This window comes from Pseudomonas sp. 478 (genome assembly GCF_003254125.1).
Taxonomy (GTDB): domain Bacteria; phylum Pseudomonadota; class Gammaproteobacteria; order Pseudomonadales; family Pseudomonadaceae; genus Aquipseudomonas.
This window is the reverse complement of the sequence record NZ_QKZG01000011.1, coordinates 25,863-51,762: the sequence shown is the minus strand read 5'-3', so window position 1 is coordinate 51,762 and position 25,900 is coordinate 25,863. Positions and strand designations below refer to the sequence as shown.

The 25,900-nt window shown below is 58.7% G+C and carries 24 protein-coding genes; 8 read left to right on the top strand and 16 right to left on the bottom strand.

The window, feature by feature from the left end; all coding sequences use genetic code 11:
- Nucleotides 1-7: 7 nt before the first annotated feature.
- From ruvB to DFS28_RS22105, 7 genes are all read right to left on the bottom strand, one after another.
- Entirely contained in the window at nucleotides 8-1,069 is a 1,062-nt protein-coding gene (gene ruvB / locus DFS28_RS22135) for a Holliday junction branch migration DNA helicase RuvB (RefSeq protein ID WP_008147374.1), read from the bottom strand.
- Complete coding sequence (gene ruvA, locus DFS28_RS22130; RefSeq protein ID WP_046049661.1) at nucleotides 1,070-1,684, bottom strand: Holliday junction branch migration protein RuvA; 615 nt, start codon at nucleotides 1,682-1,684, stop codon at nucleotides 1,070-1,072.
- 115 nt (nucleotides 1,685-1,799) lie between these two features.
- Entirely contained in the window at nucleotides 1,800-2,324 is a 525-nt protein-coding gene (ruvC, locus tag DFS28_RS22125) for a crossover junction endodeoxyribonuclease RuvC (RefSeq protein WP_008147379.1), read from the bottom strand.
- A 242-nt stretch (nucleotides 2,325-2,566) separates the two neighbouring features.
- The gene (locus DFS28_RS22120) at nucleotides 2,567-3,313 is read right to left on the bottom strand and encodes a YebC/PmpR family DNA-binding transcriptional regulator (RefSeq protein WP_008072427.1); all 747 of its coding nucleotides are present in this window, start codon (nucleotides 3,311-3,313) and stop codon (nucleotides 2,567-2,569) included.
- 123 nt (nucleotides 3,314-3,436) lie between these two features.
- A complete protein-coding gene (gene aspS / locus DFS28_RS22115; RefSeq protein WP_008147383.1) occupies nucleotides 3,437-5,212 on the bottom strand; it encodes an aspartate--tRNA ligase in 1,776 nt (591 codons plus the stop codon).
- Nucleotides 5,213-5,334: 122 nt separating this feature from the next.
- Nucleotides 5,335-5,556 carry an FmdB family zinc ribbon protein gene (locus DFS28_RS22110; RefSeq protein WP_010457489.1) on the bottom strand — a complete coding sequence of 74 codons (222 nt, stop codon included), beginning with the start codon at nucleotides 5,554-5,556 and terminating at the stop codon, nucleotides 5,335-5,337.
- Nucleotides 5,557-5,692: 136 nt separating this feature from the next.
- Nucleotides 5,693-6,031 carry a ribbon-helix-helix domain-containing protein gene (locus DFS28_RS22105; RefSeq protein ID WP_111451444.1) on the bottom strand — a complete coding sequence of 113 codons (339 nt, stop codon included), beginning with the start codon at nucleotides 6,029-6,031 and terminating at the stop codon, nucleotides 5,693-5,695.
- Nucleotides 6,032-6,495: 464 nt separating this feature from the next.
- Between DFS28_RS22105 and DFS28_RS31040 the strand changes: the two genes are divergently transcribed.
- Nucleotides 6,496-7,098: a cold-shock protein gene (locus DFS28_RS31040; protein ID WP_111451443.1), complete on the top strand. Its 603-nt coding sequence runs from the start codon at nucleotides 6,496-6,498 to the stop codon at nucleotides 7,096-7,098.
- Nucleotides 7,099-7,168: 70 nt separating this feature from the next.
- Here DFS28_RS31040 and DFS28_RS22095 read toward each other — a convergent pair whose 3' ends face one another.
- Nucleotides 7,169-7,375: a SlyX family protein gene (locus tag DFS28_RS22095; protein WP_008147392.1), complete on the bottom strand. Its 207-nt coding sequence runs from the start codon at nucleotides 7,373-7,375 to the stop codon at nucleotides 7,169-7,171.
- Nucleotides 7,376-7,378: 3 nt separating this feature from the next.
- Nucleotides 7,379-7,804 (bottom strand): HIT domain-containing protein, encoded by a 426-nt coding sequence (locus DFS28_RS22090; RefSeq protein ID WP_111451442.1) that lies wholly within the window; start codon nucleotides 7,802-7,804, stop codon nucleotides 7,379-7,381.
- A 272-nt stretch (nucleotides 7,805-8,076) separates the two neighbouring features.
- On the opposite strand from DFS28_RS22090, the gene DFS28_RS30540 reads away from it, so the two are divergent.
- On the top strand, nucleotides 8,077-8,625 hold the full coding sequence (locus tag DFS28_RS30540) for a hypothetical protein (protein WP_158539692.1): 549 nt from the start codon (nucleotides 8,077-8,079) through the stop codon (nucleotides 8,623-8,625).
- A gap of 94 nt (nucleotides 8,626-8,719) precedes the next feature.
- Entirely contained in the window at nucleotides 8,720-10,060 is a 1,341-nt protein-coding gene (locus DFS28_RS22085) for an OprD family porin (RefSeq protein ID WP_111451441.1), read from the top strand.
- Nucleotides 10,061-10,124: 64 nt separating this feature from the next.
- Here DFS28_RS22085 and DFS28_RS22080 read toward each other — a convergent pair whose 3' ends face one another.
- Complete coding sequence (locus DFS28_RS22080; RefSeq protein WP_111451440.1) at nucleotides 10,125-10,967, bottom strand: mechanosensitive ion channel family protein; 843 nt, start codon at nucleotides 10,965-10,967, stop codon at nucleotides 10,125-10,127.
- A gap of 150 nt (nucleotides 10,968-11,117) precedes the next feature.
- On the bottom strand, nucleotides 11,118-11,603 hold the full coding sequence (locus DFS28_RS22070) for a YajQ family cyclic di-GMP-binding protein (RefSeq protein WP_007906601.1): 486 nt from the start codon (nucleotides 11,601-11,603) through the stop codon (nucleotides 11,118-11,120).
- 141 nt (nucleotides 11,604-11,744) lie between these two features.
- Between DFS28_RS22070 and DFS28_RS22065 the strand changes: the two genes are divergently transcribed.
- From DFS28_RS22065 to DFS28_RS22055, 3 genes are read left to right on the top strand one after another with little or no spacing between them, the layout of a single operon-like run.
- Nucleotides 11,745-12,662 carry a putative 2-dehydropantoate 2-reductase gene (locus DFS28_RS22065; protein ID WP_111451439.1) on the top strand — a complete coding sequence of 306 codons (918 nt, stop codon included), beginning with the start codon at nucleotides 11,745-11,747 and terminating at the stop codon, nucleotides 12,660-12,662.
- A 45-nt stretch (nucleotides 12,663-12,707) separates the two neighbouring features.
- A complete protein-coding gene (locus DFS28_RS22060; protein WP_111451438.1) occupies nucleotides 12,708-14,744 on the top strand; it encodes a HAMP domain-containing sensor histidine kinase in 2,037 nt (678 codons plus the stop codon).
- A gap of 2 nt (nucleotides 14,745-14,746) precedes the next feature.
- A complete protein-coding gene (locus tag DFS28_RS22055; protein ID WP_111451437.1) occupies nucleotides 14,747-15,328 on the top strand; it encodes a cob(I)yrinic acid a,c-diamide adenosyltransferase in 582 nt (193 codons plus the stop codon).
- 118 nt (nucleotides 15,329-15,446) lie between these two features.
- Here the strand turns inward: DFS28_RS22055 and DFS28_RS22050 are convergent, their stop codons facing one another.
- From DFS28_RS22050 to secA, 4 genes are all read right to left on the bottom strand, one after another.
- Complete coding sequence (locus tag DFS28_RS22050; RefSeq protein WP_111451436.1) at nucleotides 15,447-16,391, bottom strand: Nudix family hydrolase; 945 nt, start codon at nucleotides 16,389-16,391, stop codon at nucleotides 15,447-15,449.
- On the bottom strand, nucleotides 16,388-17,020 hold the full coding sequence (locus DFS28_RS22045) for a glutathione S-transferase (protein WP_111451435.1): 633 nt from the start codon (nucleotides 17,018-17,020) through the stop codon (nucleotides 16,388-16,390). Before DFS28_RS22045 ends, DFS28_RS22050 begins: the two co-directional genes overlap by 4 nt.
- A gap of 146 nt (nucleotides 17,021-17,166) precedes the next feature.
- The gene (gene argJ, locus DFS28_RS22040; RefSeq protein WP_008147411.1) at nucleotides 17,167-18,384 is read right to left on the bottom strand and encodes a bifunctional glutamate N-acetyltransferase/amino-acid acetyltransferase ArgJ; all 1,218 of its coding nucleotides are present in this window, start codon (nucleotides 18,382-18,384) and stop codon (nucleotides 17,167-17,169) included.
- Nucleotides 18,385-18,506: 122 nt separating this feature from the next.
- Nucleotides 18,507-21,242, bottom strand: a complete 2,736-nt coding sequence (gene secA / locus DFS28_RS22035) for a preprotein translocase subunit SecA (RefSeq protein ID WP_111451434.1) — start codon at nucleotides 21,240-21,242, stop codon at nucleotides 18,507-18,509.
- 307 nt (nucleotides 21,243-21,549) lie between these two features.
- Between secA and DFS28_RS22030 the strand changes: the two genes are divergently transcribed.
- Complete coding sequence (locus DFS28_RS22030) at nucleotides 21,550-22,005, top strand: DUF721 domain-containing protein (RefSeq protein ID WP_111451433.1); 456 nt, start codon at nucleotides 21,550-21,552, stop codon at nucleotides 22,003-22,005.
- A 139-nt stretch (nucleotides 22,006-22,144) separates the two neighbouring features.
- Here the strand turns inward: DFS28_RS22030 and DFS28_RS22020 are convergent, their stop codons facing one another.
- On the bottom strand, nucleotides 22,145-23,632 hold the full coding sequence (locus tag DFS28_RS22020) for a helicase HerA-like domain-containing protein (protein WP_111451546.1): 1,488 nt from the start codon (nucleotides 23,630-23,632) through the stop codon (nucleotides 22,145-22,147).
- A gap of 189 nt (nucleotides 23,633-23,821) precedes the next feature.
- Here DFS28_RS22020 and DFS28_RS22015 point away from each other — a divergent pair, with 189 nt between their 5' ends.
- On the top strand, nucleotides 23,822-25,711 hold the full coding sequence (locus tag DFS28_RS22015) for a methyl-accepting chemotaxis protein (protein ID WP_111451432.1): 1,890 nt from the start codon (nucleotides 23,822-23,824) through the stop codon (nucleotides 25,709-25,711).
- Nucleotides 25,712-25,900 lie beyond the last annotated feature (189 nt).

Below are 25,900 nucleotides of genomic sequence, written 5' to 3'. Positions count from 1 at the left end.
AAGGTTATTAATCGTCCACGGCATCGAGGAACTCGTCTACCACGGGCATCTCGCCCAATCGTGACGGGATGTTTAAACCGAAGTGCAGGTACGCATGCCGGGTCACCACCCGCCCCCGCGGCGTACGCATGATGTAGCCCTGCTGGATCAGATACGGCTCCAGCACGTCTTCAATGGTGTGGCGCTCCTCACTGATGGCGGCGGCGAGGCTATCGACCCCGACCGGCCCACCGTCGAACTTCTCGATCATCGTTAGCAGCAGCCGTCGATCCTGGTGATCGAAGCCACGCTCGTCGACATCCAGCAGGTTCAAGGCCAGGTCGGCGATCGGTTTGGTGATGTGACCCTTGGCGCGAACTTCGGCGAAATCCCGAACCCGGCGCAGCAAGCGGTTGGCGATCCGCGGCGTACCACGGGCACGGCGGGCGATTTCGAAGGCGCCTTCCGGGTCCAGCGGCAAACCGAGGATATTCGCCGAACGACTGACAATCGTTGCCAGGTCAGCGGTGTTGTAGAACTCCAGGCGCTGGACGATGCCGAAACGGTCGCGCAGCGGATTGGTCAGCATCCCCGCCCGCGTCGTCGCACCGACCAGGGTGAACGGCGGCAGATCAAGCTTGATCGAGCGCGCGGCCGGCCCTTCGCCGATCATGATGTCGAGCTGGAAATCTTCCATGGCCGGGTACAGCACTTCTTCGACAATCGGTGAGAGCCGATGGATTTCGTCGATGAACAGCACGTCGTGTGGCTCAAGATTGGTCAGCAGCGCCGCCAGATCACCCGGGCGTTCAAGCACGGGGCCCGAGGTGCTCTTGATCGACACGCCCATTTCCTGGGCGATGATGTTGGCCAAGGTGGTTTTACCCAGACCCGGCGGGCCGAAAATCAGCGTGTGGTCCAGGGATTCATTGCGCCCACGAGCCGCCTGGATGAACAACTCCATTTGCTCGCGAACGGTCGGCTGGCCAATGTACTCGGCCAGGCTGACAGGGCGAATCGCCCGGTCCTGAACTTCCTCGCGATCACGAGGGCCGGGCGTGGCGGCAATCAGACGATCAGCTTCAATCACTTAGATCATTCCCTTCAGGGCACGACGAATCATGTCTTCACTGCTCAAGCCTTTCTCCTTGATCGCAGAAATTGCCTTGCTGGCTTCCTGCGGCTTGTAGCCCAGGGAGATCAGCGCGCTGACCGCGTCATTTTCGGCGGTGGCAACCGGCGTTGTATCTGGCCCACCCGGCTGGTTTGGTACCAAAGCGAACATCGCCGGCACGGTTTCCCAGGCCTTGAAGCGATCCTTGAGTTCCACCAGCAAACGCTCGGCAGTCTTCTTGCCCACGCCCGGCACCTTGGTCAACGCCGAGGTGTCCTGGGATTGTACGCAGCGGACCAGCTCATCGACTTCCAGACTCGACATCAGGGCCAGGGCCAATTTCGGCCCCACACCATTGAGACGGATCAACTCGCGAAAAAAGTCTCGCTCACGCTTGCCGAAGAAGCCATAGAGTAACTGCGCGTCTTCGCGTACGACCAAATGGGTGTGCAAGGTCAGCGGTTCACCGACCGACGGCAAGCGATAAAGCGTGGTCATGGGCACTTCCAGCTCATACCCCAGACCGTTTACATCCAGAATCAGGTGCGGCGGCTGTTTCTCAGCCAGTGTGCCGCGCAAGCGTCCAATCACGTTTCAGATCCTTGAGCGTTGGCCAGATCAGTGCTGGCGACTGACAGAACAAGGGTTTTGCGCCGACGACACAGGCGCAAAACCCTCATTCCGTAAAAAATGATTGCTGATGCTATCAGAGACGCAGGCGCCCGCCACGACTGCGTGCCGTGCCCAGACCATGGGGCAACAGGCTGGAGCGGGTGTGAGCATGGCAAATGGCAATGGCCAGGGCGTCCGAGGCATCGATTTGCGGTTTGCTGGTCAGTTTCAGCATGTGCATGACCATCATTTGCACCTGCTCTTTATTCGCCGCGCCGGTACCAGTGACTGCTTGCTTGACCTGGGTCGCCGTGTACTCAGCGATTTCCAGGCTTTCTTCCGCGCCGGCAACGATGGCTGCGCCGCGGGCCTGGCCAAGTTTCAGCGCAGAGTCGGCGTTGCGTGCCATGAAGACCTTTTCGATGCCCATGGTCACCGGGCCGTAGGTCTGGATGACTTCGCGCACGCCGCGATAGACGATTTGCAGGCGTTCATGCAGCTCGCCGGAACCTGTGCGAATGCAGCCCGACGCCACGTAAACGCATCCCCGCCCGGTATCACGCACTACGCCATAACCGGTGATGCGCGAACCGGGGTCGATACCAAGAATTAAAGTCATAACGCCTGCGGGTTAGGTAAGAGCACGATATTCAATACAGCGAATAACAATTGTGGGAGCGAACCGTGGCGAGGGGATTTAGCGAAACGTCGCACCGCCCCGTTGGGTCGCGAAGCGGCCCTGAACCTGTGAATACGAAGATTTCAGAAAAACCGTAATCACTGGGTCTGCGACTGCTTCGCAGCCGAACGGGGATAAATCCCCTCGCCACGGTTCGCTCCCACATTGGATCTTAGTCGCCCTTAACCCAGCTGCGCGGCTACCGATTCAGGGATGTCCGCATTGGAGTAGACGTTCTGCACGTCATCCAGGTCTTCAAGCATGTCGATCAGCTTGAGCACCTTCTCGGCGCCTTCCAGGTCGAGTTCGGCACTGGTGGTCGGCAACATCACGATTTCCGCGTCATCACCTTTGAAACCGGCCGCTTCCAGCGCGTTACGCACGGAGTAGAAACCGGCGAACGAGGTGAACACGTCGATGGAGCCGTCTTCGTGGGTCACCACGTCATCGGCATCGGCCTCCATCGCCGCTTCCATCAGTGCATCTTCATCGACGCCCGGAGCGAAGGAAATCTGCCCCTTGCGCTCGAACAGATAGGCCACCGAACCGTCCGTACCGAGGTTGCCGCCGCATTTGCTGAACGCATGGCGAACAGCGGCGGCGGTGCGGTTGCGGTTGTCGGTCATGCACTCGACCATCACCGCCACGCCGCCCGGGCCGTAGCCTTCGTAGGTCAGCTCGACCATGTCGTCGGTGTCGGCAGCACCGGCGCCGCGGGCGACCGCACGGTCGATAATGTCCCGACTCATGTTCGCGCCGAGAGCCTTGTCCAGCGCCAGACGCAAACGTGGGTTGGAACCCGGATCGCCACCGCCCTGACGGGCCGCAACGGTCAGCTCACGAATCCACTTGGTGAAAATCTTGCCCTTCTTGGCATCCTGACGTTCTTTGCGGTGCTTGATGTTCGCCCACTTGGAATGACCCGCCATATCTCGCTCCGAATTCTCTTTGAAACATTGCCCGCCGCGCCATGATGCGCCAGCCAGCAAATAAAAATCTCGACCATTCTATAAAGAAAGGGCGCATCCGAAGATGCGCCCTTCTGGTCAGCCTTACTCAGCCTTAGGCGTTTCGCGCAGACGAATGTGCAGTTCGCGCAGTGCCTTGGCATCTACCACACCCGGGGCCTGAGTCATGACGCAAGCGGCGCTCTGGGTTTTCGGGAAGGCGATCACTTCACGGATCGACTGGGCGCCGGTCATCAGCATCACCAGACGGTCCAGACCGAAGGCCAGGCCACCGTGCGGCGGCGCACCGTATTTCAGGGCGTCGAGCAGGAAGCCGAATTTCTCTTCCTGTTCCGCTTCACTGATACCCAGCAGACGGAACACCGACTGTTGCATTTCCTTGCGGTGGATACGGATCGAACCACCACCCAGCTCGGTGCCGTTCAGGACCATATCGTAGGCTCGGGACAGAGCGGTCGCCGGGTTGGCTTCCAATTCTTCCGGGGTGCACTTCGGCGCGGTGAACGGGTGATGCAAGGCCGCGAAGCTGCCGTCGTCGTTCTCTTCGAACATCGGGAAGTCGACTACCCACATTGGCGCCCACTGACAAGTCAGCAGGTTCAGGTCGTTACCGACCTTGATCCGCAGCGCGCCCAGGGCTTCGCTGACGATCTTGGCTTTGTCGGCACCGAAGAACACGATGTCGCCATCGACCGCACCCACGCGATCAAGGATCACATTGAGGTTGGCTTCAGGGATGTTCTTGACGATCGGCGATTGCAGGCCTTCAACGCCCTTGGCGCGCTCGTTGACCTTGATGTACGCCAGGCCCTTGGCACCGTAGATGCCGACGAACTTGGTGTAGTCGTCGATCTGCTTACGCGGCATGCTCGCCGCGCCAGGAACGCGCAAGGCGGCGACGCGGCATTTCGGGTCGTTGGCCGGGCCGCTGAAGACTTTGAAGTCGACTTCTTTCAGCTGATCGGCAACGTCAACCAGTTCCAGCGGGTTACGCAGGTCCGGCTTGTCGGAACCGTAACGACGCATGGCCTCTTCCCAGGTCATGTGCGGGAATTCGCCGAATTCCACATCCAGCACTTCCTTGAACAGGTTGCGGATCATGCCTTCGGTGATGCCAATGATGTCTTTTTCATCGAGGAAGCTGGTCTCGATGTCGATCTGAGTGAATTCAGGCTGACGGTCGGCACGCAGGTCTTCGTCGCGGAAGCATTTGGCGATCTGGTAGTAGCGATCGAAGCCGGCCACCATCAGCAGCTGCTTGAACAGCTGCGGCGATTGCGGCAAGGCGAAGAAGGAACCGGCGTGAGTACGGCTCGGCACCAGGTAATCGCGAGCACCTTCCGGAGTAGCGCGGGTCAGGATCGGCGTCTCGACGTCGAGGAAGCCGTTCTCGTCCAGGTAACGACGGATGCTGGTAGTCATGCGCGAACGCAGACGCAGCTTCTCGAGCATTTCCGGACGACGCAGGTCGATGAAGCGATAACGCAAGCGGGTTTCTTCGCCGACGTCGGAGAACTCGTTGAGCGGGAACGGCGGGGTTTCCGCTTCGTTCAATACTTCCAGCTCGTAGCCCAGCACTTCGATCATGCCCGACGCCATGTTGGCGTTGCCGGCACCGGCCGGACGCAGGCGTACCTTGCCCGTGACCTTGACCACGTACTCGCTGCGCACGCGATCGGCGGCGGCGAAAGTTTCAGCGCGATCCGGGTCGAACACCACCTGGGCCAGACCGTCACGATCACGGATATCGAGGAAAATCACCCCACCGTGGTCACGGCGACGGTGAACCCATCCGCAAAGGGTAATTTCCTGGCCTTCCAGGCTTTCGTTCAGTTGGCCGCAATAATGGCTGCGCATCATGGTCGTGGTTTCGCTTCTCGTAATTCGAAATTCGGTTGGAGATCCTGCAACAGCCCCGCCCTTAAGAAAGGCGCCAGATGATGCAAGAGCTCGCACGTGTCGTTCAACTCAGGTTCAAGACCCTAGTCAGCTTTGTCGCCGCCGGCCAGATTCTTCTTGGAACCGGTCTTGAAATCGGTTTCGTACCAGCCGGTGCCGCTAAGGCGGAAGCCCGGCATGGACAGCATCTTCTTAAGCTCTGGCGCCTGGCAGGCAGGGCAGTCGACCAGCGGTGCTGCGCTGATCTTTTGAATGGCTTCCAACTGATGACCACAGGAAGCACATTGATAGTCGTACATCGGCATGGGGGTTGTCTCGGCGATCAGATTGCTACCGCACACGCTGGGTTTTGCGGCAAAGAGCGGGATTATATCCATTAAATGCAGCCTGTGCAGCCGTAAGACTGCACAGACCGACACTCTACCCGTTCCACCCCTGTGGTTAAGGCATGGCGACGCAGCCGCCTTCCTTCAGGCTGTGCACGACGCACACAACCCGCACCAACCCGGTGAAGTTCTTGACCCCGCCGTGACGCAAATGCACCTCGCGGTCCACATGGGACAACAGCGCACTGACGGTACAGCAGTTGATCCTGGCCATATCATTCAAAATATCCCAGTACACCTGCTCAAGTCGCAAGCAGGTGGCGAAACCATTCAAGCGCACTGATCGGGATAAAGGCTGGGCCAGGCCCATATCAAATTCGCTGACGAATGGATCGATCCTTATCTCCTTGACCAGACCGACCCTCCCCTCGTTTCTCCTGTCTTCGTCATCCATTTCGTTGACACTCCTTAGCCGTCCTTGCCTTCTTTAAGAGCAATATCTGTTGCCCTATAGAAGCGCAGGCGCAAAGGTATATCCAGATGACTTTATGACCATCAACGTAGGAGAAGCCAACAATTGAAGAGCGATCATGGAGACCGTCCTAGGCCGGACGTTTTCCTACATAGTCAGACGCCATTTGACTAGCGCGAAATGGGTTTAAAGAGACAAGAGGTCGAACGCGAATAACGCCAACGAAGGTTATCTGCGACTAATCGACCCTCAGAGCACCGCTGAACTGCCTGATTTGAGTAGCTGCAGGCTTTGCTGTTAAATAGGCAGTGTGTCGCTACCGCCTATTTTCCGGGGGCTGCGCATAGGCTGATGCCGGGTACGTGTCCAACGCCTCCTATTGTTCTGAAGCGAACCGTGCTCACTCAGCTCTTCCTTGTGATCCGTCTTAACGTGAGTTACTCAAAATGTTGAAAATTGTCCACCTGCTAATGGGCGCAGCAGCCTTGCTGCTGTCCTTCATCCCTAGCCTGCGATCCGAAGCCGTACCTTACCTGCAACAACCTGATGCGTTGTACCTGGCCTTTTTCGGCCTGCTCAACCTCACCCTCGCTCCTGTTATCCCTTACTGGAACAAAGGCCCGCGTCATCAACTGCAAAACCTGGTCAGCGCCCTGCTGGTTCTGGCCGTCGTCCTGCAAACCCTGACGCTGATCGCGCCGATGCCTGTCATTGCCGGTCAACCTGCTGTTCTGTTCAGCCTGGTCGCTGCCCTGATTGCCGTTCTTCTGCACCTGGCCATCAGCTTCTACAAATCTTCACCTGCCGCCGCCTCGCCAAGCTATGACATGAGCAACCGCGATACCGGTACCGTAAAGTGGTTCAACACATCCAAAGGCTTCGGCTTTATTTCCCGTGATTCCGGCGATGATATTTTCGTGCATTTCCGGGCCATTCGTGGCGAGGGTCACCGTGTCCTGGTCGAAGGCCAGCGTGTGGAGTTCTCTGTCATGAACCGTGACAAGGGTCTGCAAGCCGAAGATGTGATCGCCGCACTGCCGCGTCGCTGATTCAAGGCTAAAAAAAACCGCGAACAGCCTGGCTGTTCGCGGTTTTTTATTGCCCGTCAGTTGGTCGCACTCAATAATGCGGCGGTGGTGCTTCTTCTTCAAACGTCTCGAACTGACCGGCCATTTCCTCTTGTCGCTTGAGCAAGGCGGCCATTTGCAGTTGCAGACGTTCAACCGCACGCTGCTGCGTCGCCAGCACATCACTCAATGCCTGGATGGTGTCATCCTGAAACGCCAGCTGGCTCTCCAGATCGGTAACGCGTGCTTCCAGGCTCATGATTCAACCCTCCAGAAACGTAAAATCATCGGTCAATACCAGGCGCAACCGCTCGCGAATCAACGCAATCTGCTCTGGACCATAAGGCTTGGCTGGGTGTTTACCCCAGACCGGAGCTGGCCAGGCGGCGTCCTCACGCTTGCGCACAATCACATGCATGTGCAACTGACTGACGACGTTACCCAGGGCCGCGACATTCAATTTGTCCGCGTCGAACGAGTCCTTGAGCATTTCCGCCAGTGCGGTTGTTTCCCGCCACAGCTGCTGTTGATCTGCGACATCCAACTGAAATATCTCACTGATATCGTCGCGACGTGGCACCAGAATGAACCAGGGGTAGTTCGAATCATTGGACAGCAGCAACCGGCACAGTGGGAAATCCCCAATCGGTAACGTGTCTTGTTGAAGTCGTGGATCTAAAGCGAACACTGCGCGCACTCCCGCCTGGTCATCAATTTCAGCTTAGCGTCCATCTCGAGAGACGGCGCACCAAGCGACAGGACGGCAGCATACCTGCGAACGCCGCTGGCTTCACGATCAACCATGGTCGAAGCCAACCCGAGAAATTACAAACGGCCGGTCACGCGCCCCGACATGAGTCATTTTCGCTCAGGCCGCACCATTACAGAACCGGCAGCCACACAAAAAACGCCGAACTGACTGATAAACAACGACGCGTTCGAATTTGGCAGACGGCCGCATTGTATGAATTCAGTACAGCGATTAAAATTTTTTGCACCAAAACCGCACAGTGCGTCTACGCTGAGTCGGTCAGGCATCCGCCATTTACTCACTGGTGGGGTGAACCGGTAACGTTTTGGGTTGTCACGGAGTCGGCCACAAGGGTACAACACGATGCAAACCATGGCGTCAAGCCCGAACAAAACGTGCTTGAACACCCCGGTTTTATGAGGTTTTTACAGCGACAGGCAGGCTTTCAGAAAAAAAACCAGCAGGATTCTGATTTGTGCACGCTTGTTGCATTCACACCCACATCGCCTCTAAAGCGTCCGCTGGAAGTGGAAGCCTTAAGGCAAATAAAAACAGTGGCAGGGTTGCCCGATGGAGATTCAAGCGTTTCACCAGGGACTCTTTTTACCGATGCTCAGGCCCTGGAAAACAACGCTAAAAGTTGTCAGTCCGCTTGCGTCGGGGCTGTAAATTTGCGACATCTACCAAGCCGTTTGCGACAGGGTCGTAAAGAAGCTGAAAGGTTAGATGCGCAAGTATCGCCAACATGGTCGGCGTGATATAAGTTTGCGCCGACACAAAAAGAAAGAGCCGCCCAGATAATAAATCAGGTGGGACGGCAGTACTCTTCTAAAACCAAAGGAGCAAATCACGATGCGCGTGATGAAGTGGAGCATGATCGCACTGGCAGTTGCAGCAGCAGCCAGTACTCAATTGGCTACGGCCGCACCTTTTGTAAGTGACCAGGCTGAAGCCAAGGGTTTTGTTGAAGACTCCAAGTTGAACTTGAATCTTCGCAACTACTACTTCAACCGTGACCGCAAAAATGGCTCAAACGATCAGAAAGACTGGACCCAGGGTTTCTGGGGCAACTACAGCTCCGGTTACACCCAAGGTCTCGTAGGCGTTGGCGTTGATGCGTTCGGTTACCTGGCGATCAAACTGGACGGTGGCGACGGTACTGGCGGCACGGGCAACATGAGCCGCGACTCCGATGGCCATGTCAACGACAGCCAAGGCAAAGCCGGTGCGGCCGCTAAATTCCGCATCTCCAAAACCGAGTTGAAAGTCGGCGACATGCAGCCAAGCACTGCTCCAGTGTTCGCTGTTGGCGGTTCCCGCGTCCTTCCGCAAACTGCCAGCGGTTTCCAACTGCAGAGCAGCGAAGTCAAAGACCTTGACCTCGAAGCCGGTCATTTCTACTCGTCGACCAGCCAGGACAAAAACGCTCGTGACGGCGGCCTGTGGGCAACCTACGCTGGCGTGGAAGCCAACTCCATCGACTATTTCGGTGGCAAGTACGGCATCACCGACAACCTGAGCGCATCGCTGTATGGCGCCAAGCTGGAAGACATCTGGAACCAGTACTACGCCAACCTGAACTACACCATCCCAATGGGTGGCGATCAGTCGGTTAACCTGGACGGTAACATCTACCGCACCACCGATACCGGTGACGCTAAAGCCGGCGACATCAGCAACACCGCCTACTCCCTGGCAGCCGCTTTCTCGTTCCTGAAAGCACACACCATTACATTGGCGTTCCAGAAAGTTAACGGCGACACGCCGTTCGACTACATCGGTGTAGGTGGTCATAGTGGTGCCACTAACCGTGGGGGCGACTCGATCTTCCTCGCCAACTCCATCCAGTACTCTGACTTCAACGCCCCAGGCGAGAAGTCTGCCCAGATCCGTTACGACCTGAAAATGGCTGAGTATGGCGTTCCAGGTCTGAGCTTCATGACCCGTTACGTGAATGGCTGGAACATCGACGGTACCAAAACTCCAGCAGGCAGCCTTTACGGCGGCCTCTACGGCGAAGATGGCAAACACCACGAAACCAACCTTGAAGCCAAGTACGTTGTTCAGACTGGCCCGGCTAAAGATCTGTCTTTCCGTATCCGCCAGGCTTGGCACACTGCCAACGCCGACGAAGGTGAAGGCGATATCAAAGAGTTCCGCCTGATCGTCGACTACCCGATTTCGGTTCTGTAATTGCCGAAAGCTAGTTCGCGGTAATAAAAAAAAGGCCCATCTTCGGATGGGCCTTTTTTGTTGCTTACTGCACCGCAGATTCCTGAACCACTCGAATCACCCGCTGTGGAAACGGGATATCGATACCAGCCGTTTTCAAACGATCACGGGACTGTTCGTTAAACATGAACATCACATCCCAATAATCCGCAGTCTTCACCCACACTCGCAGGGAAACAGTAATCGAACTGTCGCCCAAGGTAGAAATCACTGCCTGAGGTGCCGGGTCAACCAAAACACGCTCATCTTTGGCCAGGTCCAGCAAGACTTGACGAGCTTTCTGCAGATCCGCTTCGTAATCAACGCCCACATCAAACACAACTTTGCGCGTCGGTTGACGGTTGGTGTTGGTGATGATGCCATTCGACAGATTACCGTTAGGCACGATGATGGTTTTGTTATCGCCGGTACGCAGCACGGTGTGGAAGATCTGAATGCTGTCGACAGTGCCGGCAACACCTTGGGCTTCGATCCAGTCACCAATGCGGAACGGGCGGAACAACAGAATCAGCACACCACCGGCGAAGTTCGCCAGGCTGCCCTGCAAGGCCAGACCGATGGCCAGGCCGGCGGCACCGATGGCTGCGACGAAGGATGTGGTTTCCACGCCGATCATCGAGGCGACGCTGACGATCAGCAGAACCTTGAGAATAATGTTCGCCAGGCTGCTGATGAAACCCTGCAGCGCCAGGTCGGCGTTACGCAACGCCAGCAGGCCGCCAAGCTTTTGCGCCACTTTGTTGATCAGCCACCAGCCGATGGCCAGGGTGATCACCGCTAGCAGCACGCGGCTGCCGTATTCCATGATCATCGGAATCCAGGCTTGAGACGCCTTGACCAGGTTGTCCACTTCAGCATTCAAATCCATCTACATTCTCCTGGGTTAAGCACAATCGGGGTGGGAGCGGCGGTGCGACGATTCGACTTGCTCGCGAAGAGGGCGTATCAGTCGACATTACTGTTGAATGACACACCGCTTTCGCGAGCAAGCCCGCTCCCACAGGTTCCCGCTTGAAAGTCAGTCGCGGAAGTTGTTGAACTGCAGCGGCATATCGAACGTCTTGGCGCGCAGGGCCGCGATGGCTTCCTGCAAGTCATCACGTTTCTTGCCGGTAATGCGCACTTGCTCACCCTGAATGGCAGCCTGAACCTTGAGCTTGGCGTCTTTGACATGAGCGACGATTTTCTTCGCCAGCTCTTTGTCGATGCCTTCCTTGAGGACCGCTTCCTGCTTCATCAGCTTGCCCGACGCATACGCATCCTTGACTTCAAGGCACTGCACGTCGATTTTGCGCTTGACCAGGGCCAGCTTGAGGATCTCAATCATCGCTTCGAGCTGGAAATCGGCTTCAGCGGTCAGGTTGACGGTCAGGTCCTTTTCCTTGAACTCGAAGGTGCCTTTGCCTTTCAGGTCATAACGACGATCGAGTTCCTTGACGGCGTTCTCGACCGCGTTGGTGACTTCGTGTTTGTCCAGTTCGGATACCACGTCGAACGACGGCATGTAATCTCTCCAATAAAAGGGCATGCTCGATCACGATGGAGCACGCCTGGCTTGCGGTTAAAATCCGCGCTGATTATAACGGGTCTTTCCCATCATTCACTGCGAGCCTCCCATGCGCGCGATAAACAGAGCAAAAAGCTGATGTCCACCACCTGGCATGTTCTGGGCGCCGGTAGCCTTGGCACCTTATGGGCCACTCGGCTGGCGCGGGCCGGCGTGCCGGTCAAGCTGATCGTGCGGGACGCTGCACGCTTAGCGGCGTATGAGGTGGCGGGTGGGCTGACGCTGGTTGAACACGGTGAAGCGAAGTGCTATCCGGTGCCCGCCGAGACACCCGACAACAAGGAACCGATCAACCGCCTGCTGGTGGCCTGTAAAGCCTACGATGCCGAGAAAGCCGTGGCCCAACTGGCACCGCGCCTGGCCCCCGACGCCGAGCTGATCCTGTTGCAGAACGGCCTTGGCAGCCAGGACGCTGTCGCCACACAGGTGCCGCAGGCGCGCTGCATCTATGCGTCGAGCACCGAAGGTGCCTTTCGCGATGGCGACTGGCGCGTGGTATTCGCCGGCCACGGTTACACCTGGCTGGGGGATGCCGGGCATCCCGTGGCGCCGATCTGGCTGGATGACGTGAGCGCCGCCGGTATTCCCCACGAGTGGAGCACCGATATTCTGACCCGGCTATGGCGAAAACTGGCACTCAACTGTGCGATCAATCCGCTGACCGTCCTGCACAATTGCCGCAATGGCGGTTTACAGGAGCACCGCTGCGAAGTCGCCACCCTTTGCGGCGAATTGACCGAGTTGCTTGAGCGGTGCGGTCAGCCAGCAGCGGCCGAGGACCTTCAACAGGAAGTCGAACGGGTGATTCACGCAACCGCCGCCAACTACTCTTCGATGTACCAGGACGTCGCGAACCAGCGCCGCACCGAAATCAGCTATCTATTGGGTCATGCCTGCAAAGTCGCCGCGAGGCATCAGTTGAACCTGCCGCACCTCAATCAACTTGAACAAAGGTTGATCACCCATCTGCACAGCCTTGGATTGCCCAGCGACTGAGCAGCGGCTACGCTGGCCACTTGTTCCTTTTCAGCGATAAACCTGATGCCATTGCGCCAGCGCCTTGAAAACCTTCCGGTCGGCCAGAAACTGCTGGCCGCCCTGCTGGTGCTGTTGACCACCGTCCTGCTGGTCGCCAACCTGACCTTTATCAGCGCCGCGTACTACATCTCCCAGGAAAGCATGGCACCTCAGGCCTTGCAGACCATCGGCCGCCTGGTGTCCAACCCCAGCCTGGTGTCCGAAGCCTTGCAGTCACCGCAAAGCGCCGAACGCCTGCTCAATGAACTCAACAGCTATTCACCACTTCGCGCGGCGGCCCTTTATGACGGCAAGGGCGAGCGTCTGGCACAGTTGCAGCATGGAGAGCATCTGAGCCTGCCAACGCATTACCGGCACATTGAATCCTGGCAAGTTACCGAGTTTCGCAGCAATCAAATCATCACCCTGCCCCGCCCCGGCACCGCACCTGGCCACCTGTTACTGGTCGCCAGCAGCGAACTGCCAATGGCGTTCTACACCGGGACCTTGACCGCCAGTCTCGGGATTCTGATCTTCAGTGTGCTGTTGTGGCTGGTGATTGCCCGACAGATCAAACGCCTGATCACCCGGCCAATTCATCAGCTCGAAGAGCTGTCCCGGCAAGTGACCCGGGAAGAGAACTACGCCCTGCGCGCCTCCCGCGGTAACCATGACGAAATCGGCAGCCTCGCCGAGGCGTTCAACACCATGCTCTCGCGGATCGAAGCCCGGGAGCAGCAACTCAAGCGGGCCCGGGACGATTCCCAGGCGGCGTATGACCAGGCTCAGGGCCTGGCCGAAGAAACCCGCCATACCAATCGCAAACTGGAACTCGAAGTTCAGGTGCGCAGCAAGATCGAGAAGAAGCTCACCGGTTTCCAGAACTACCTCAACAGCATCATCGATTCCATGCCCTCGGCGCTGATCGCCCTTGATGAACAGCTCTACGTGACGCAGTGGAATCAGGAGGCCAGCGCCCTCTCCGGCACGCGCCTCGACGAAGCCTTGAACCAGCCGATCTTCCTGGCCTTCGAACCGCTCAAGCCGTTTCTGCCGCAACTCAAGCAAACCGTCGAGCAGCACACAGTGGCCAAGATTGAACGGGTGACGTGGCTCAAGGACGACGAACCCAAGCACTACGCCCTGACGTTCTACCCGCTGATGGGCGGTGCCGGGCGCGGCGTGGTGATCCGGATCGACGACATCACTCAGCGCCTGTCGCTGGAAGAGATGATGGTGCAGTCGGAAAAAATGCTCTCGGTCGGGGGCCTTGCCGCGGGCATGGCTCACGAGATCAACAACCCGTTAGGCGCGATCCTGCACAACGTGCAAAACATTCGCCGACGCCTTTCGCCTGATCTGCCGAAGAACCTCGAACAAGCCGAGCAAATCGGGATCGCGCTGGAAACGGTCAACAAATACCTGCAAGCGCGCGAAGTGCCGCAGTTGCTCGACGGCATTCAACAGGCGGGTGCCCGGGCAGCGAAAATCGTCACCCACATGCTCAGCTTCAGCCGCCGCAGTAACCGGCAAATGGCCCCGTGCGACCTGCCGGCGCTGATCGATCAGGCAGTGGAAATCGCCGGCAACGACTTCGACCTGGCGATCGGTTTCGACTTCAAGGGCCAGGCGATCATTCGCCAGTTCGATCCAGCGTTGGGCCCGGTGCCCGGGACCGCGAACGAACTGGAGCAAGTGCTGCTCAATCTGTTGAAAAACGCCGCACAGGCAATTCACCAACGTGAAGACGACCGCGAGCCGGGACGGATCATTCTGCGCACCAAGCTGAACCCGCCGTGGGCGGAAATCCAGGTAGAGGACAACGGCATCGGCATGAGCGAGAACGTGCGCAAACGCACCTTCGAACCGTTCTTCACCACCAAGGAAATCGGTCAGGGCACCGGCCTTGGCCTGTCGGTCTCGTATTTCATCATTACCAACAACCACAAGGGTCAGATGGAAGTGCAATCGACCCTGGGCCAAGGCACGTGTTTCACCTTGCGCCTGCCCTTGGCGGGCACCCCGCTCGCCTCTCAAGAACTCAATCAGCTATCGAGGTAACCATGGGCTTTCGCTTGTCGAAGATTTACACCCGCACCGGCGACAAAGGCGAAACCGGGCTGGGTGACGGCCGCCGCGTGCCTAAGGACCATCCGCGGATCGAAGCCATTGGCGAGGTCGATACGCTGAACAGTCAGGTGGGTGTGCTATTGGCCGGGTTGGCGGCGGAAACTGGTGAGTATCCAGGCTTGAACGAAGTGATAGAGGTTTTAGCGCCTTGCCAACATCGGTTGTTCGACCTGGGTGGTGAACTGGCGATGCCGGTGTATCAGGCACTGAATACGGCAGAAGTCGAACGGCTGGAAGCCGCGATCGATGTGTGGAATGAAGAGCTGGGGCCGCTGGAGAATTTCATTCTGCCAGGTGGCTCGGCGTTGATTGCCCAGGCGCATGCGTGCAGATGCCTGGCGCGCAGTGCCGAGCGGCGGTGTCAGCATTTGAATGCAGTCGAACCGTTGGCCGGGGTTGGGTTGGCGTATATCAATCGGTTGTCGGACTTGTTGTTTGTGGTGGCGCGGTTGATTGCCAAGCGGCAAGGGATTGCCGAGATTTTGTGGCAACCGGCGCCGAAGCCTGAGGTTTAATCGGCGCCTGTCAGGCCGCCTTCGCGAGCAAGCCCGCTCCCACATTGGATCTGTGTGCGCCACAATCCCCTGTGGGAGCGGGCTTGCTCGCGAAGGGGCCAGTCAACTCACCGCAGAATCAAGCCTGAGGCCAAAACGCCCGGATCCCCGCCGCTCCCTGTGCGCCCGCATCCCAGGCTTTCTGAAGATCTGCCGGGCCAACACCGCCGAGCAAGAACACCGGCTTGCTGAAACCTTCGATCAACGCGCAAGCGTGCTCCCAACCCAGCGGCTGAGCCCCCGGATGAGTCAGGGTCGGTTGCACCGGTGACAGGGTCACAAAATCCACCCCCATCTGCTCGGCCAATGCCAGCTCTTCAGCGTTATGGCAGGACGCCGCCAGCCAGCGCGACGCCGGTAACGGGCGGCCAGCCGCCGCGTATTTGCGCAACTGCGCGGAGGTGATGTGCCAACCGGCAGACGGGAAATCTCCCAACCACTCGAACGGTCCTTTGATCATCAACTGCGCCTTGCCCGCACACAGCCCCGCCGCGTCCACCGCCAGGTCACGGTACTTCGGATCGTAGCCGTTGGGTGCCCGCAACTGGATCAGCTTGATGCCGCCGGCAATGGCTTTTTGAATACCGCGCAGCAAGGCCGGGGTTTCCAGGTCTTCCGGGGTAATCAAATACTGCGCGGGTAACCGTGCAGCCGCGACAATCGGCTGATTGGCCGCCGGGAATTCGTAGTTCAGCAGATCCCGGGGCGCGACCCATTCCAACGGCTGGCCTTCGGCGCCGTGCGGTTCGCCGGTAAAGGCCGACACTTCCCAAACGTCCAGCAACACTTGCTTGTCCGGGTAATCGTGTCGGACCTTGATCAACGGGCGAGCCGCGTTGACCACGATGCCCAGCTCTTCAAGGAGCTCGCGAGCCAGGGCGGTTTCGACGGATTCGTCGGCCTCGACCTTGCCACCGGGGAACTCCCACAGGCCACCCTGGTGCTGGGTGTCGGCACGGCGGGCAATGAGGATCTTGCCACTGCCATCACGGATAACAGCGGCAGCTACGTGGACTCGTTTCACCGTTCTACTTCCTCCAGTCCCGCCTTCTGCCAAGCCTTGAAGGCCGGCCATTGATAGAGGGTGTCGACGTAGGCCCCGTCCGCTGCGGGCAGCCTCACCTGATAGGTGCGCAGGCGCACGGCGATCGGTGCGAAGAAGGCATCCGCCAGGGTCGCGCCGCCAAACAGGTACGGACCGGTTTCGGTGGCGACGGCGCGGCACTCGGCCCACAACGCCAACATACGCTCGATGTCGGCCTGGACGTCAGCCGGTGTCGGCGACAGCGCAGCGTCGTGACTCAAGTCGAATGGCATGTTGCCGCGCATGGCGAAGAAACCGCTGTGCATCTGCGCGCACGCCGAACGCGCCTGCGCGCGGGCAGCGGTGTCTTCGGGCCAGAGGCCGGCGCCGGGGAACTGCTCTGCCAGATACTCGGCAATCGCCAGGGAGTCGGCGATGGTGCCGTGTTCGGTTTTCAGCAACGGGACTTTGCCGGTCGGCGAGTGCTTGAGCAGGCGCTCACGCGTATCCGGCTGGTTCAGCTTGATCAGTTCTTCGGTGTAGGGGGCGCCGGCCAGATCGAGGGCCAAAGCGGCACGCAGGGACCAGGAGGAATGCAGTTTGTCGCCGATGATCAGGTGAAGGCTCATGTTCGGGACCTTTTGATAGGGGTATGGGCCAGAATCTTTAGTGTCTGGTCGACCGCCTTCGCGAGCAAGCCCGCTCCCACAGGGTCAGCGTAAATCCTGTGGGAGCGGGCTTGCTCGCGAAGGGAGCAACTCGGTCCTGACTTTGGTTACGTGCGGTACTCGGCGTTGATTTTCACGTATTCGTGGGACAGGTCGGTGGTCCAGATGGTTTCGCTGCAATCACCGCGACCCAGCTCGATACGGATGGTGATTTCTTCCTGCTGCATCACGGCCGCGCCCTGGGCTTCGGTGTATGTCGATGCACGAGCGCCACGGCTGGCGATACACACTTCACCGAGGAACACGTCGATCTTGCTCACGTCCAGGTTCGGTACACCGGCACGGCCCACAGCCGCCAGAATGCGGCCCCAGTTCGGGTCGGAAGCGAATAGTGCGGTCTTGATCAGCGGCGAGTGAGCCACGGTGTAACCGACGTCCAGGCATTCCTGGTGATTGCCGCCACCGTTGACTTCAACGGTCACAAACTTGGTCGCGCCTTCGCCGTCACGAACGATGGCCTGGGCCACGTCCATGCACACTTCGAACACCGCCTGTTTCAGCTTGGCGAACAAATCACCGCTGGCTTCAGTGATTTCCGGCAGTGCTGCCTGACCAGTGGCGATCAGCATGCAGCAGTCGTTGGTCGACGTGTCGCCGTCGATGGTGATGCGGTTGAACGACTTGTTGGCACCGTCCAGCAGCAGGTTTTGCAGCACGTCGCGGGAGACTTTGGCGTCGGTGGCAATGTAGCCGAGCATGGTCGCCATGTTCGGGCGAATCATGCCCGCACCTTTGCTGATACCGGTGACGGTGATAGTCACGCCGTCATGCTGGAACTGGCGGCTGGCACCTTTGGGCAGGGTGTCGGTGGTCATGATGCCGGTGGCGGCAGCTTCCCAGTTGTTGACCGACAGGTCGTCGAGGGCGGCTTGCAGGGCCCCTTCGATTTTCTCGACCGGCAGCGGCTCGCCGATCACACCAGTGGAGTACGGCAGCACCAGGCTGGCGTCGACGCCGGTCAGCTCAGCCAGTTTGGCGCACGTGCGCTCGGCGGCGGCAAGGCCGGGTTCGCCAGTGCCGGCGTTGGCATTGCCCGTATTGGTCAACAGGTAACGCACCGGACCTTGCACACGCTGCTTGGCCAGGATCACGGGAGCCGCGCAAAAGGCGTTCAGGGTGAACACGCCAGCGACCGTGGAGCCTTCGGCACAGCGCATGACCACAACATCCTTGCGCCCCGGGCGCTTGATGCCAGCCGAGGCGATACCGAGTTCAAAACCGGCAACCGGGTGCAACGTTGGCAACGGACCAAGACCAACAGCCATGAATGCGCTCCTTAATAAATGATGTCAGCACCGCTTTCAGGAAGAACGGTGGTTTGAATGGCAAAACGCCGCGACGGCATAAGCCGGTCGCGGCGCGGGTATTTCAGCGTATGAAACGGGTTTTACTGGATCTGCCCGTGGCAATGCTTGAACTTCTTGCCCGAACCGCAGTAGCAAAGTTCGTTGCGGCCCAGCTTCTGTTCATTGCGTACCGGCGCGGCGGCAAGGGCGACATCGACCTCTTCACCAAGCAGTTCCGGTTGCTCAAGCCCCGGTGCTTCGTCGTGCTGGAACTGCATGCGCGCAGCCAGCGCTTCGGCTTCCTGACGCAGGCGTTGCTCTTCTTCGATCGGATCTTCGCGGCGAACCTGAACGTGGGACAGCACACGGATCGAGTCGCGCTTGATCGAATCCAGCAGCTCGGAGAACAGCGTGAAGGACTCGCGCTTGTACTCTTGCTTAGGGTTCTTCTGTGCATAACCACGCAAGTGGATGCCGTGACGCAGGTGATCCATGGTCGACAGGTGGTCTTTCCACAGGTCGTCGAGCACACGCAGAACGATTTGCTTCTCGAAGCTGCGCAGCGCTTCGGCGCTCGCCTGCTCTTCTTTCTCGTTGTACGCGGCCAGCAGCTCGGTCATGAGCTTCTCGCGCAGGGTTTCTTCGTACAGGTGATCGTCTTCGTCGAGCCATTTCTGGATCGGCAGCGCCACACCGAAGTCGCTCTGCAACGCCGCTTCCAGACCGGCCACGTCCCACTGCTCAGGCAGCGATTGCGGTGGAATGTGTGCGCTGACGGTGGCGTTGAGCACGTCCTGACGGAAGTCGGCGATGGTTTCACCGATGTTGTCGGCGGCCAACAAACTGTTACGCATGTGATAGATCACTTTACGTTGTTCGTTGTTGACGTCGTCGAACTCGAGCAGTTGCTTGCGAATGTCGAAGTTGCGGCCTTCAACCTTGCGCTGAGCCTTCTCGATGGCGTTGGTCACCATGCGGTGCTCGATCGCCTCGCCAGGCTGCATGCCCAGGGCCTTCATGAAGTTCTTCACCCGATCAGAGGCGAAGATGCGCATCAGACTGTCTTCCAGCGACAGGTAGAAACGGCTGGAACCGGCGTCACCCTGACGACCGGCACGACCACGCAGCTGGTTGTCGATACGGCGCGATTCGTGACGCTCGGAAGCAATCACCTGCAAACCGCCCGACTCGAGCACTTGCTGGTGGCGTTTCTGCCAGTCGGCCTTGATCTGAGCAATTTGCTCAGGGGTTGGCTCTTCCAGCGAGGCCACTTCCACTTCCCAGTTGCCGCCCAACAGAATGTCGGTACCACGACCGGCCATGTTGGTGGCGATGGTCAGTGCGCCTGGGCGACCGGCCTGGGCAATGATCTCGGCTTCTTTTTCGTGGAACTTGGCGTTCAGAACCTTGTGTTCGATGCCTTCTTTCACGAGCAGACTGGACATGTGTTCCGACGTTTCAATGGTTGCAGTACCCACCAGCACCGGACGGCCCTGGGTCATGCATTCCTTGATGTCGTTGATGATCGCCGCGTATTTCTCTTCGGCGGTCAGGAACACCAGGTCGTTGTAGTCTTTACGCGCCAGCGGTTTGTTCGGTGGGATAACCATCACCGACAGACCGTAGATCTGGTGGAATTCGAACGCTTCGGTGTCAGCGGTACCGGTCATCCCGGACAGCTTGTTGTACAGACGGAAGTAGTTCTGGAACGTGGTCGAGGCCAGGGTCTGGCTTTCGGCCTGAATGTTCAGCCCTTCCTTGGCTTCGATGGCCTGGTGCAGGCCTTCGGACAGACGGCGACCCGGCATGGTACGACCGGTGTGTTCGTCGACCAGGACAACCTGACCGTCCTGCACGATGTATTCGATGTTGCGATTGAACAGTTTATGAGCGCGCAGACCGGCATAAACGTGAGTCAGCAGACCGAGGTTGTGCGCCGAGTACAGGCTCTCGCCTTCAGCCAGCAGGCCAACGCGGGTCAGCATGTCTTCGATGAACTGATGACCGGCTTCGTTGAGCTCGACCTGACGGGTCTTCTCGTCGACGGTGTAGTGGCCGGCCTTGGTGACTTCGCCTTCAACTTCTTCGATGTGCAACTCAAGCTGCGGGATCAGTTTGTTGATCTCGATGTACAGCTTGGAGCTGTCCTCGGCCTGACCGGAAATGATCAGCGGGGTACGGGCTTCGTCGATGAGGATGGAGTCGACTTCGTCGATCACGGCAAAATTGAGTTCGCGCTGGAATTTTTCTTCCATGCTGAACGCCATGTTGTCGCGCAGGTAGTCGAAACCGAATTCGTTGTTGGTGCCGTAGGTAATGTCGGCAGCGTAAGCCAGACGTTTCTCTTCCGGCGGCTGGAACGGCGTGACAACACCGACCGTCATCCCGAGGAATTCGTAGAGCGGACGCATCCAGTTGGCGTCACGACGGGCCAGGTAGTCGTTCACCGTCACAACGTGCACGCCCTTGCCGGACAGTGCGTTGAGGTAAACGCCCAGTGTTGCCACCAGGGTCTTGCCTTCACCGGTACGCATTTCTGCGATCTGGCCTTCATGCAAGGTCATGCCGCCGATCAACTGGACGTCGAAGTGGCGCATACCCATGACGCGCTTACCGGCTTCGCGGGCGACCGCAAAGGCTTCTGGCAGCAGCTTGTCGAGGGTTTCCCCTTTGGCGATGCGGGCCTTGAACTCGTCTGTCTTGGCACGCAATTGATCGTCCGAAAGGGCCACCATTTGCTCTTCGAAGGCATTGACGAGTTGCACCGTCTTGAGCATGCGTTTGACTTCACGCTCGTTCTTGCTTCCAAAAAGTTTCTTTAACAAAGGCGCAAACATATCGGCAGGATCTTCCACACTAAAGGGATGGAGGGCGGCCCCGTGAGTCGCCCGAGCAGCCCTCATGGCCGCATGCGAACGAGCATTCTACCCGGAAACGGTGGTGAGGAAAGTGGCGTTATTCCACGATGCTGGCTCAGCGCTGTGACGGGGCTCACTTAAAATAAGGGCTTTTTGCTGAACTTCAAGCCATTCACGGCAGAAGTTACTTGTTGATTTAATGGGTAAAGCGCTCGCAAAGCAATGGCTCGGGTGCATCCGGTGCTTTCTGCTACCATGGCCGCTCTGTTACTTCAGGTGTCTGATCATGGCATTTCGCCCTCTTACGGCCAGAGCACCCGCCGTCCTGCTTCGCGAAGCCAAACCGCTGAAAGCCATCTTCGGCCACGCTCAACGCCTGGGTCATTTACAACGTCTGCTGGAAAGCCAATTGCAACCCGCCGCCCGCGAGCATTGCCATGTGGCGTCGTGGCGCGAAGGCAGTTTGTTGCTGATAGTGACCGACGGTCATTGGGCGACCCGCCTGCGTTATCAGCAAAAGCGTCTGCAACGGCAATTACAGATGTTCGACGAATTCGCCAGTTTGACGCGGATTCTGTTCAAGGTTCAGCCTCCTACGGTTCAGCAAGGGGCGGCTGGCCATACCATCAGCTTGTCGACTGATGCAGGCGCGACCATTCAGGCCACGGCCGACGGGATCAGCGATCCGAATCTTCGGGCGGCGCTGGAACGGCTGGCGGCGCACGCTAAACCCAAGGCATGACATAGAACCCAATGTGGGAGCGGCGGTGCGACGATTTGACTTGCTCGCGAAGAGGGAGTGTCAGTCGACATGTATGTTGCCTGACAGACCGCATTCGCGAGCAAGCCCGCTCCCACATTGATTGCACCCAGCCAGATGTTCAGCGGCGTTTGCTGCTGCCGAGCAACGAGCCCATCAGACCGCGTACCAACTGTCGGCCCAATTGATTGGCCGCCTGGCGCATCGCTGATTTCAGTGCCTGCCCCGCCGCGGTGCCGAGGAATTCCCCGGCCTTGTCGGTGAAGCTTGGCTCTTCGGCTGCCGGTTTTCCCGGAACAGCGTCAGGTTCTGGCGCCAACCCTTTGCGCCCCATCAACACTTCATAAGCCGATTCACGATCGATGGGTTTGTCATACCGCCCCTTAAACGGCGAACCGGCGATCAGCACCGTGCGTTCAGTCTCGCTCAGCGGCCCGATCCGCGATTGCGGCGGTGCCACCAACACCCGCTGGACCATCTCCGGCGTGCCCTTTTCCTGCAACGTACCGACCAACGCCTCGCCGATCCCAAGCTCGGTCAGTACCGCCAAGGCATCGAACGCCGGGTTCGGCCGGAAGCCTTCGGCCACCGCTCGCAAGGATTTCTGTTCCTTGGCGGTGAACGCGCGCAGGCCATGTTGAACGCGCAGACCGAGCTGGGCCAGCACGTCATCCGGCAAGTCGCCCGGCGATTGCGTGACGAAATACACGCCAACGCCTTTCGAGCGGATCAGCCGCACCACCTGTTCAAGACGATCCTGCAAAGCCTTTGGCGTACCGGCGAACAATAAATGCGCTTCGTCGAAAAACAACGCCAGCAGCGGTTTGTCCGAATCGCCGCGTTCTGGCAATTGCTCGAACAATTCGGCCAGCAGCCACAACAGGAACGTCGCGTAGACCTTCGGCGCTTCATGCACCAGACGGCTGGCATCGAGCAGGTGTATGCGCCCACGACCCTCGGCGGTCGGCTGCAGAATGTCTTCGAGTTGCAGCGCCGGCTCACCGAACAGCGCTTCGGCGCCCTGCTGTTCAAGGGTCGCCAGACGCCGCAACAGTGCCTGACTGGAACCGGTGGTCATCAGCGCAGCGTCGTCACCCAGCAATTCGGGGTTGTCACGCAGGTGATTGAGCAGTGCCTTCAGGTCCTTGAGGTCCAGCAACAACAGCCCTTCACGGTCCGCCACCTTGAACGCGGCGTACAGCGCCGACTGTTGACTATCAGTCAGCTCCAGCAGGCTGCCAATCAATAACGGCCCCATTTCGCTCAAGGTTGTGCGCAACGGATGACCGGACTGACCGTGAATGTCCCACAGGGTCACCGGATACGCTTGAGGCGTGTGGTTCAGCCAGGGCATCCCGGCGATCCGCTCGGCGATTTTGCCTTGAGGGTTGCCGGCGGCGCCCAGACCGCACAGGTCACCCTTGATATCGGCGGCGAACACCGCCACGCCGGCATCGCTGAAGGCTTCGGCCATCCGTTGCAAGGTGACCGTTTTGCCCGTCCCGGTAGCGCCCGCGATCAAACCATGACGGTTCGCCAGACGCATGGCCTGGGCTATCGGCTGCCCGGCGAGGTCAGCACCGATAACGAGTTGTAATGAGTCAGGCATTTTGTCACCCATGGTTAATCTTTGATCCTTCACGGCCGATAGAAATAAGCGAGAGACCCAATTGAAAGCAAGGTCCGACATTCCCCTATGGAGAGCAGGAATTACCGACTCGCTCCATTGCGCACTCATTTTGCGCGCATCAGCAGCAACGCGCCCCGAACAATAAGACCTTAGCGGACACCCCGAGCCATGAACAAAAATCTGCGCTTCAGCCATAAAATCCTGCTGGCCGCCGCCCTCATCGTCATTGCCGCCTTCGCCTCGTTTACGCTGTACAACGATTATTTGCAGCGCAATGCGATACGCCGCGATCTGGACAACTACTTGCAGGAAATGGGCAGCGTCACTGCAAAAAACATTCAAACCTGGCTGGCCGGTCGCAGCCTGCTGATCGAAAACCTGTCGCAAACCGTTGCCTTGAACGCAGATACAGCCAATGTTTCCAACCTGCTGGAACAGAAGGCGGTGTCGTCGACCTTTATGGGCGCCTACCTGGGCAACAAAGATGGCACCTTCATCATTCGCCCGGACAGCAAGATGCCCGACGGTTATGACCCTCGTGCCCGCCCTTGGTACAAGAGCGCGCAAAGCACCAGCGGTTCTGCCCTGACCGAGCCCTACATCGACCTGGCTTCTGGCCAGTTGGTGATTTCCATCGTTAACAGCGTACTCAAGGACGGTCAAAACATCGGCGTGGTGGGCGGTGACTTGAGCTTGCAGGTGATCACCGACAGCCTCAACGCTCTGGACTTCGACGGCATGGGTTATGCCTTTCTGGTCGGCGCCGACGGAAAAATCCTGGTCCACCCGGACAAAGCGCTGGTGATGAAGTCCCTGAGCGAGGCGTACCCGAAAAACACCCCGCGTATCAGCAGCGACTTCAGTGAAGTCGACGTCGACGGCAAGACTCGCATCGTGACCTTTACCCCGATCAAAGGGCTGTCCTCAGTCAACTGGTACATCGGTCTGTCGGTGGACAAGGACAAAGCCTTCTCCAAGCTCAGCGAATTCCGCGCCTCGGCGCTCGTTGCGACGGTGATTGCCGTGGCCATCATCATCGCGCTGCTGGGCATGCTGATCCGCATCCTGATCCAGCCGCTGCACGTGATGACCCGCGCCATGGCAGACATCGCCGACGGCGAAGGCGACCTGACCAAACGCCTGACCATCGTGAACAACGACGAATTCGGTGTCCTCGGTACCGCGTTCAACCGCTTCGTGGAACGCATTCACGGTTCGATTCGTGAAGTGTCGTCGGCCACAGGGCAAGTCAACGAAGTGGCGCTGCGGGTAGTGGCCGCCTCGAACTCGTCGATGTTCAACTCCGACCAACAGGCTTCGCGCACCAGCAGCGTGGCCGCGGCAATCAACCAGCTCGGCGCCGCTGCTCAGGAAATCGCCCGTAACGCCGCACAAGCATCGAGTCAGGCCAGCGATGCCCGCAGCCTGGCCGAAGATGGCCAGCAAGTGGTGGATCGCAGCATTGTCGCGATGAATCAGCTGTCGAGCATGCTCAGCGCCTCAAGCACCAACATCGAATCGCTGAACAGCAAAACCGTGAACATCGGGCAGATTCTCGAAGTGATCACCAGCATCTCCCAGCAAACCAACCTGCTGGCGCTGAACGCGGCCATCGAAGCGGCGCGCGCCGGGGAAGCCGGACGGGGTTTTGCCGTGGTGGCCGATGAGGTACGCAACCTGGCGCACCGCACTCAGGAATCGGCGCAACAGGTGCAGACCATGATCGAGGAGCTGCAAATCGGCGCCCGCGAATCCGTCAGCACCATGAGCGACAGCCAGCGCCACAGCCAGGACAGCGTCGAAATCGCCAACCTGGCCGGCGAGCGCTTGAACAGCGTGACGTTGCGTATCGGCGAGATTGACGGGATGAACCAGTCGGTGGCCACGGCGACCGAGGAACAGACGGCGGTGGTTGAATCGATCAATGTGGACATTACCGAGATCAACACACTGAATCAGGAAGGGGTGGAAAACCTGCAGTCGACGTTGCGGGCGTGTGCGGATCTTGAGCAGCAGGCGGCGCGATTGAAGCAATTGGTAGGCAGTTTCCGTATTTAGCGCCTGATAAGGCCTCTTCGCGAGCAAGCCCGCTCCCACATTTAACCGAGTTCTTTCAGAAAGAATGCGATCGAATGTGGGAGCGGGCTTGCTCGCGAAGGCAGTCTTCCAAACACTCAAAATCCCACTGACGCCCCGCCACAAAACCCCAACCGAACATCTATCCTTCATAAAGGTCAACCAAGGGAG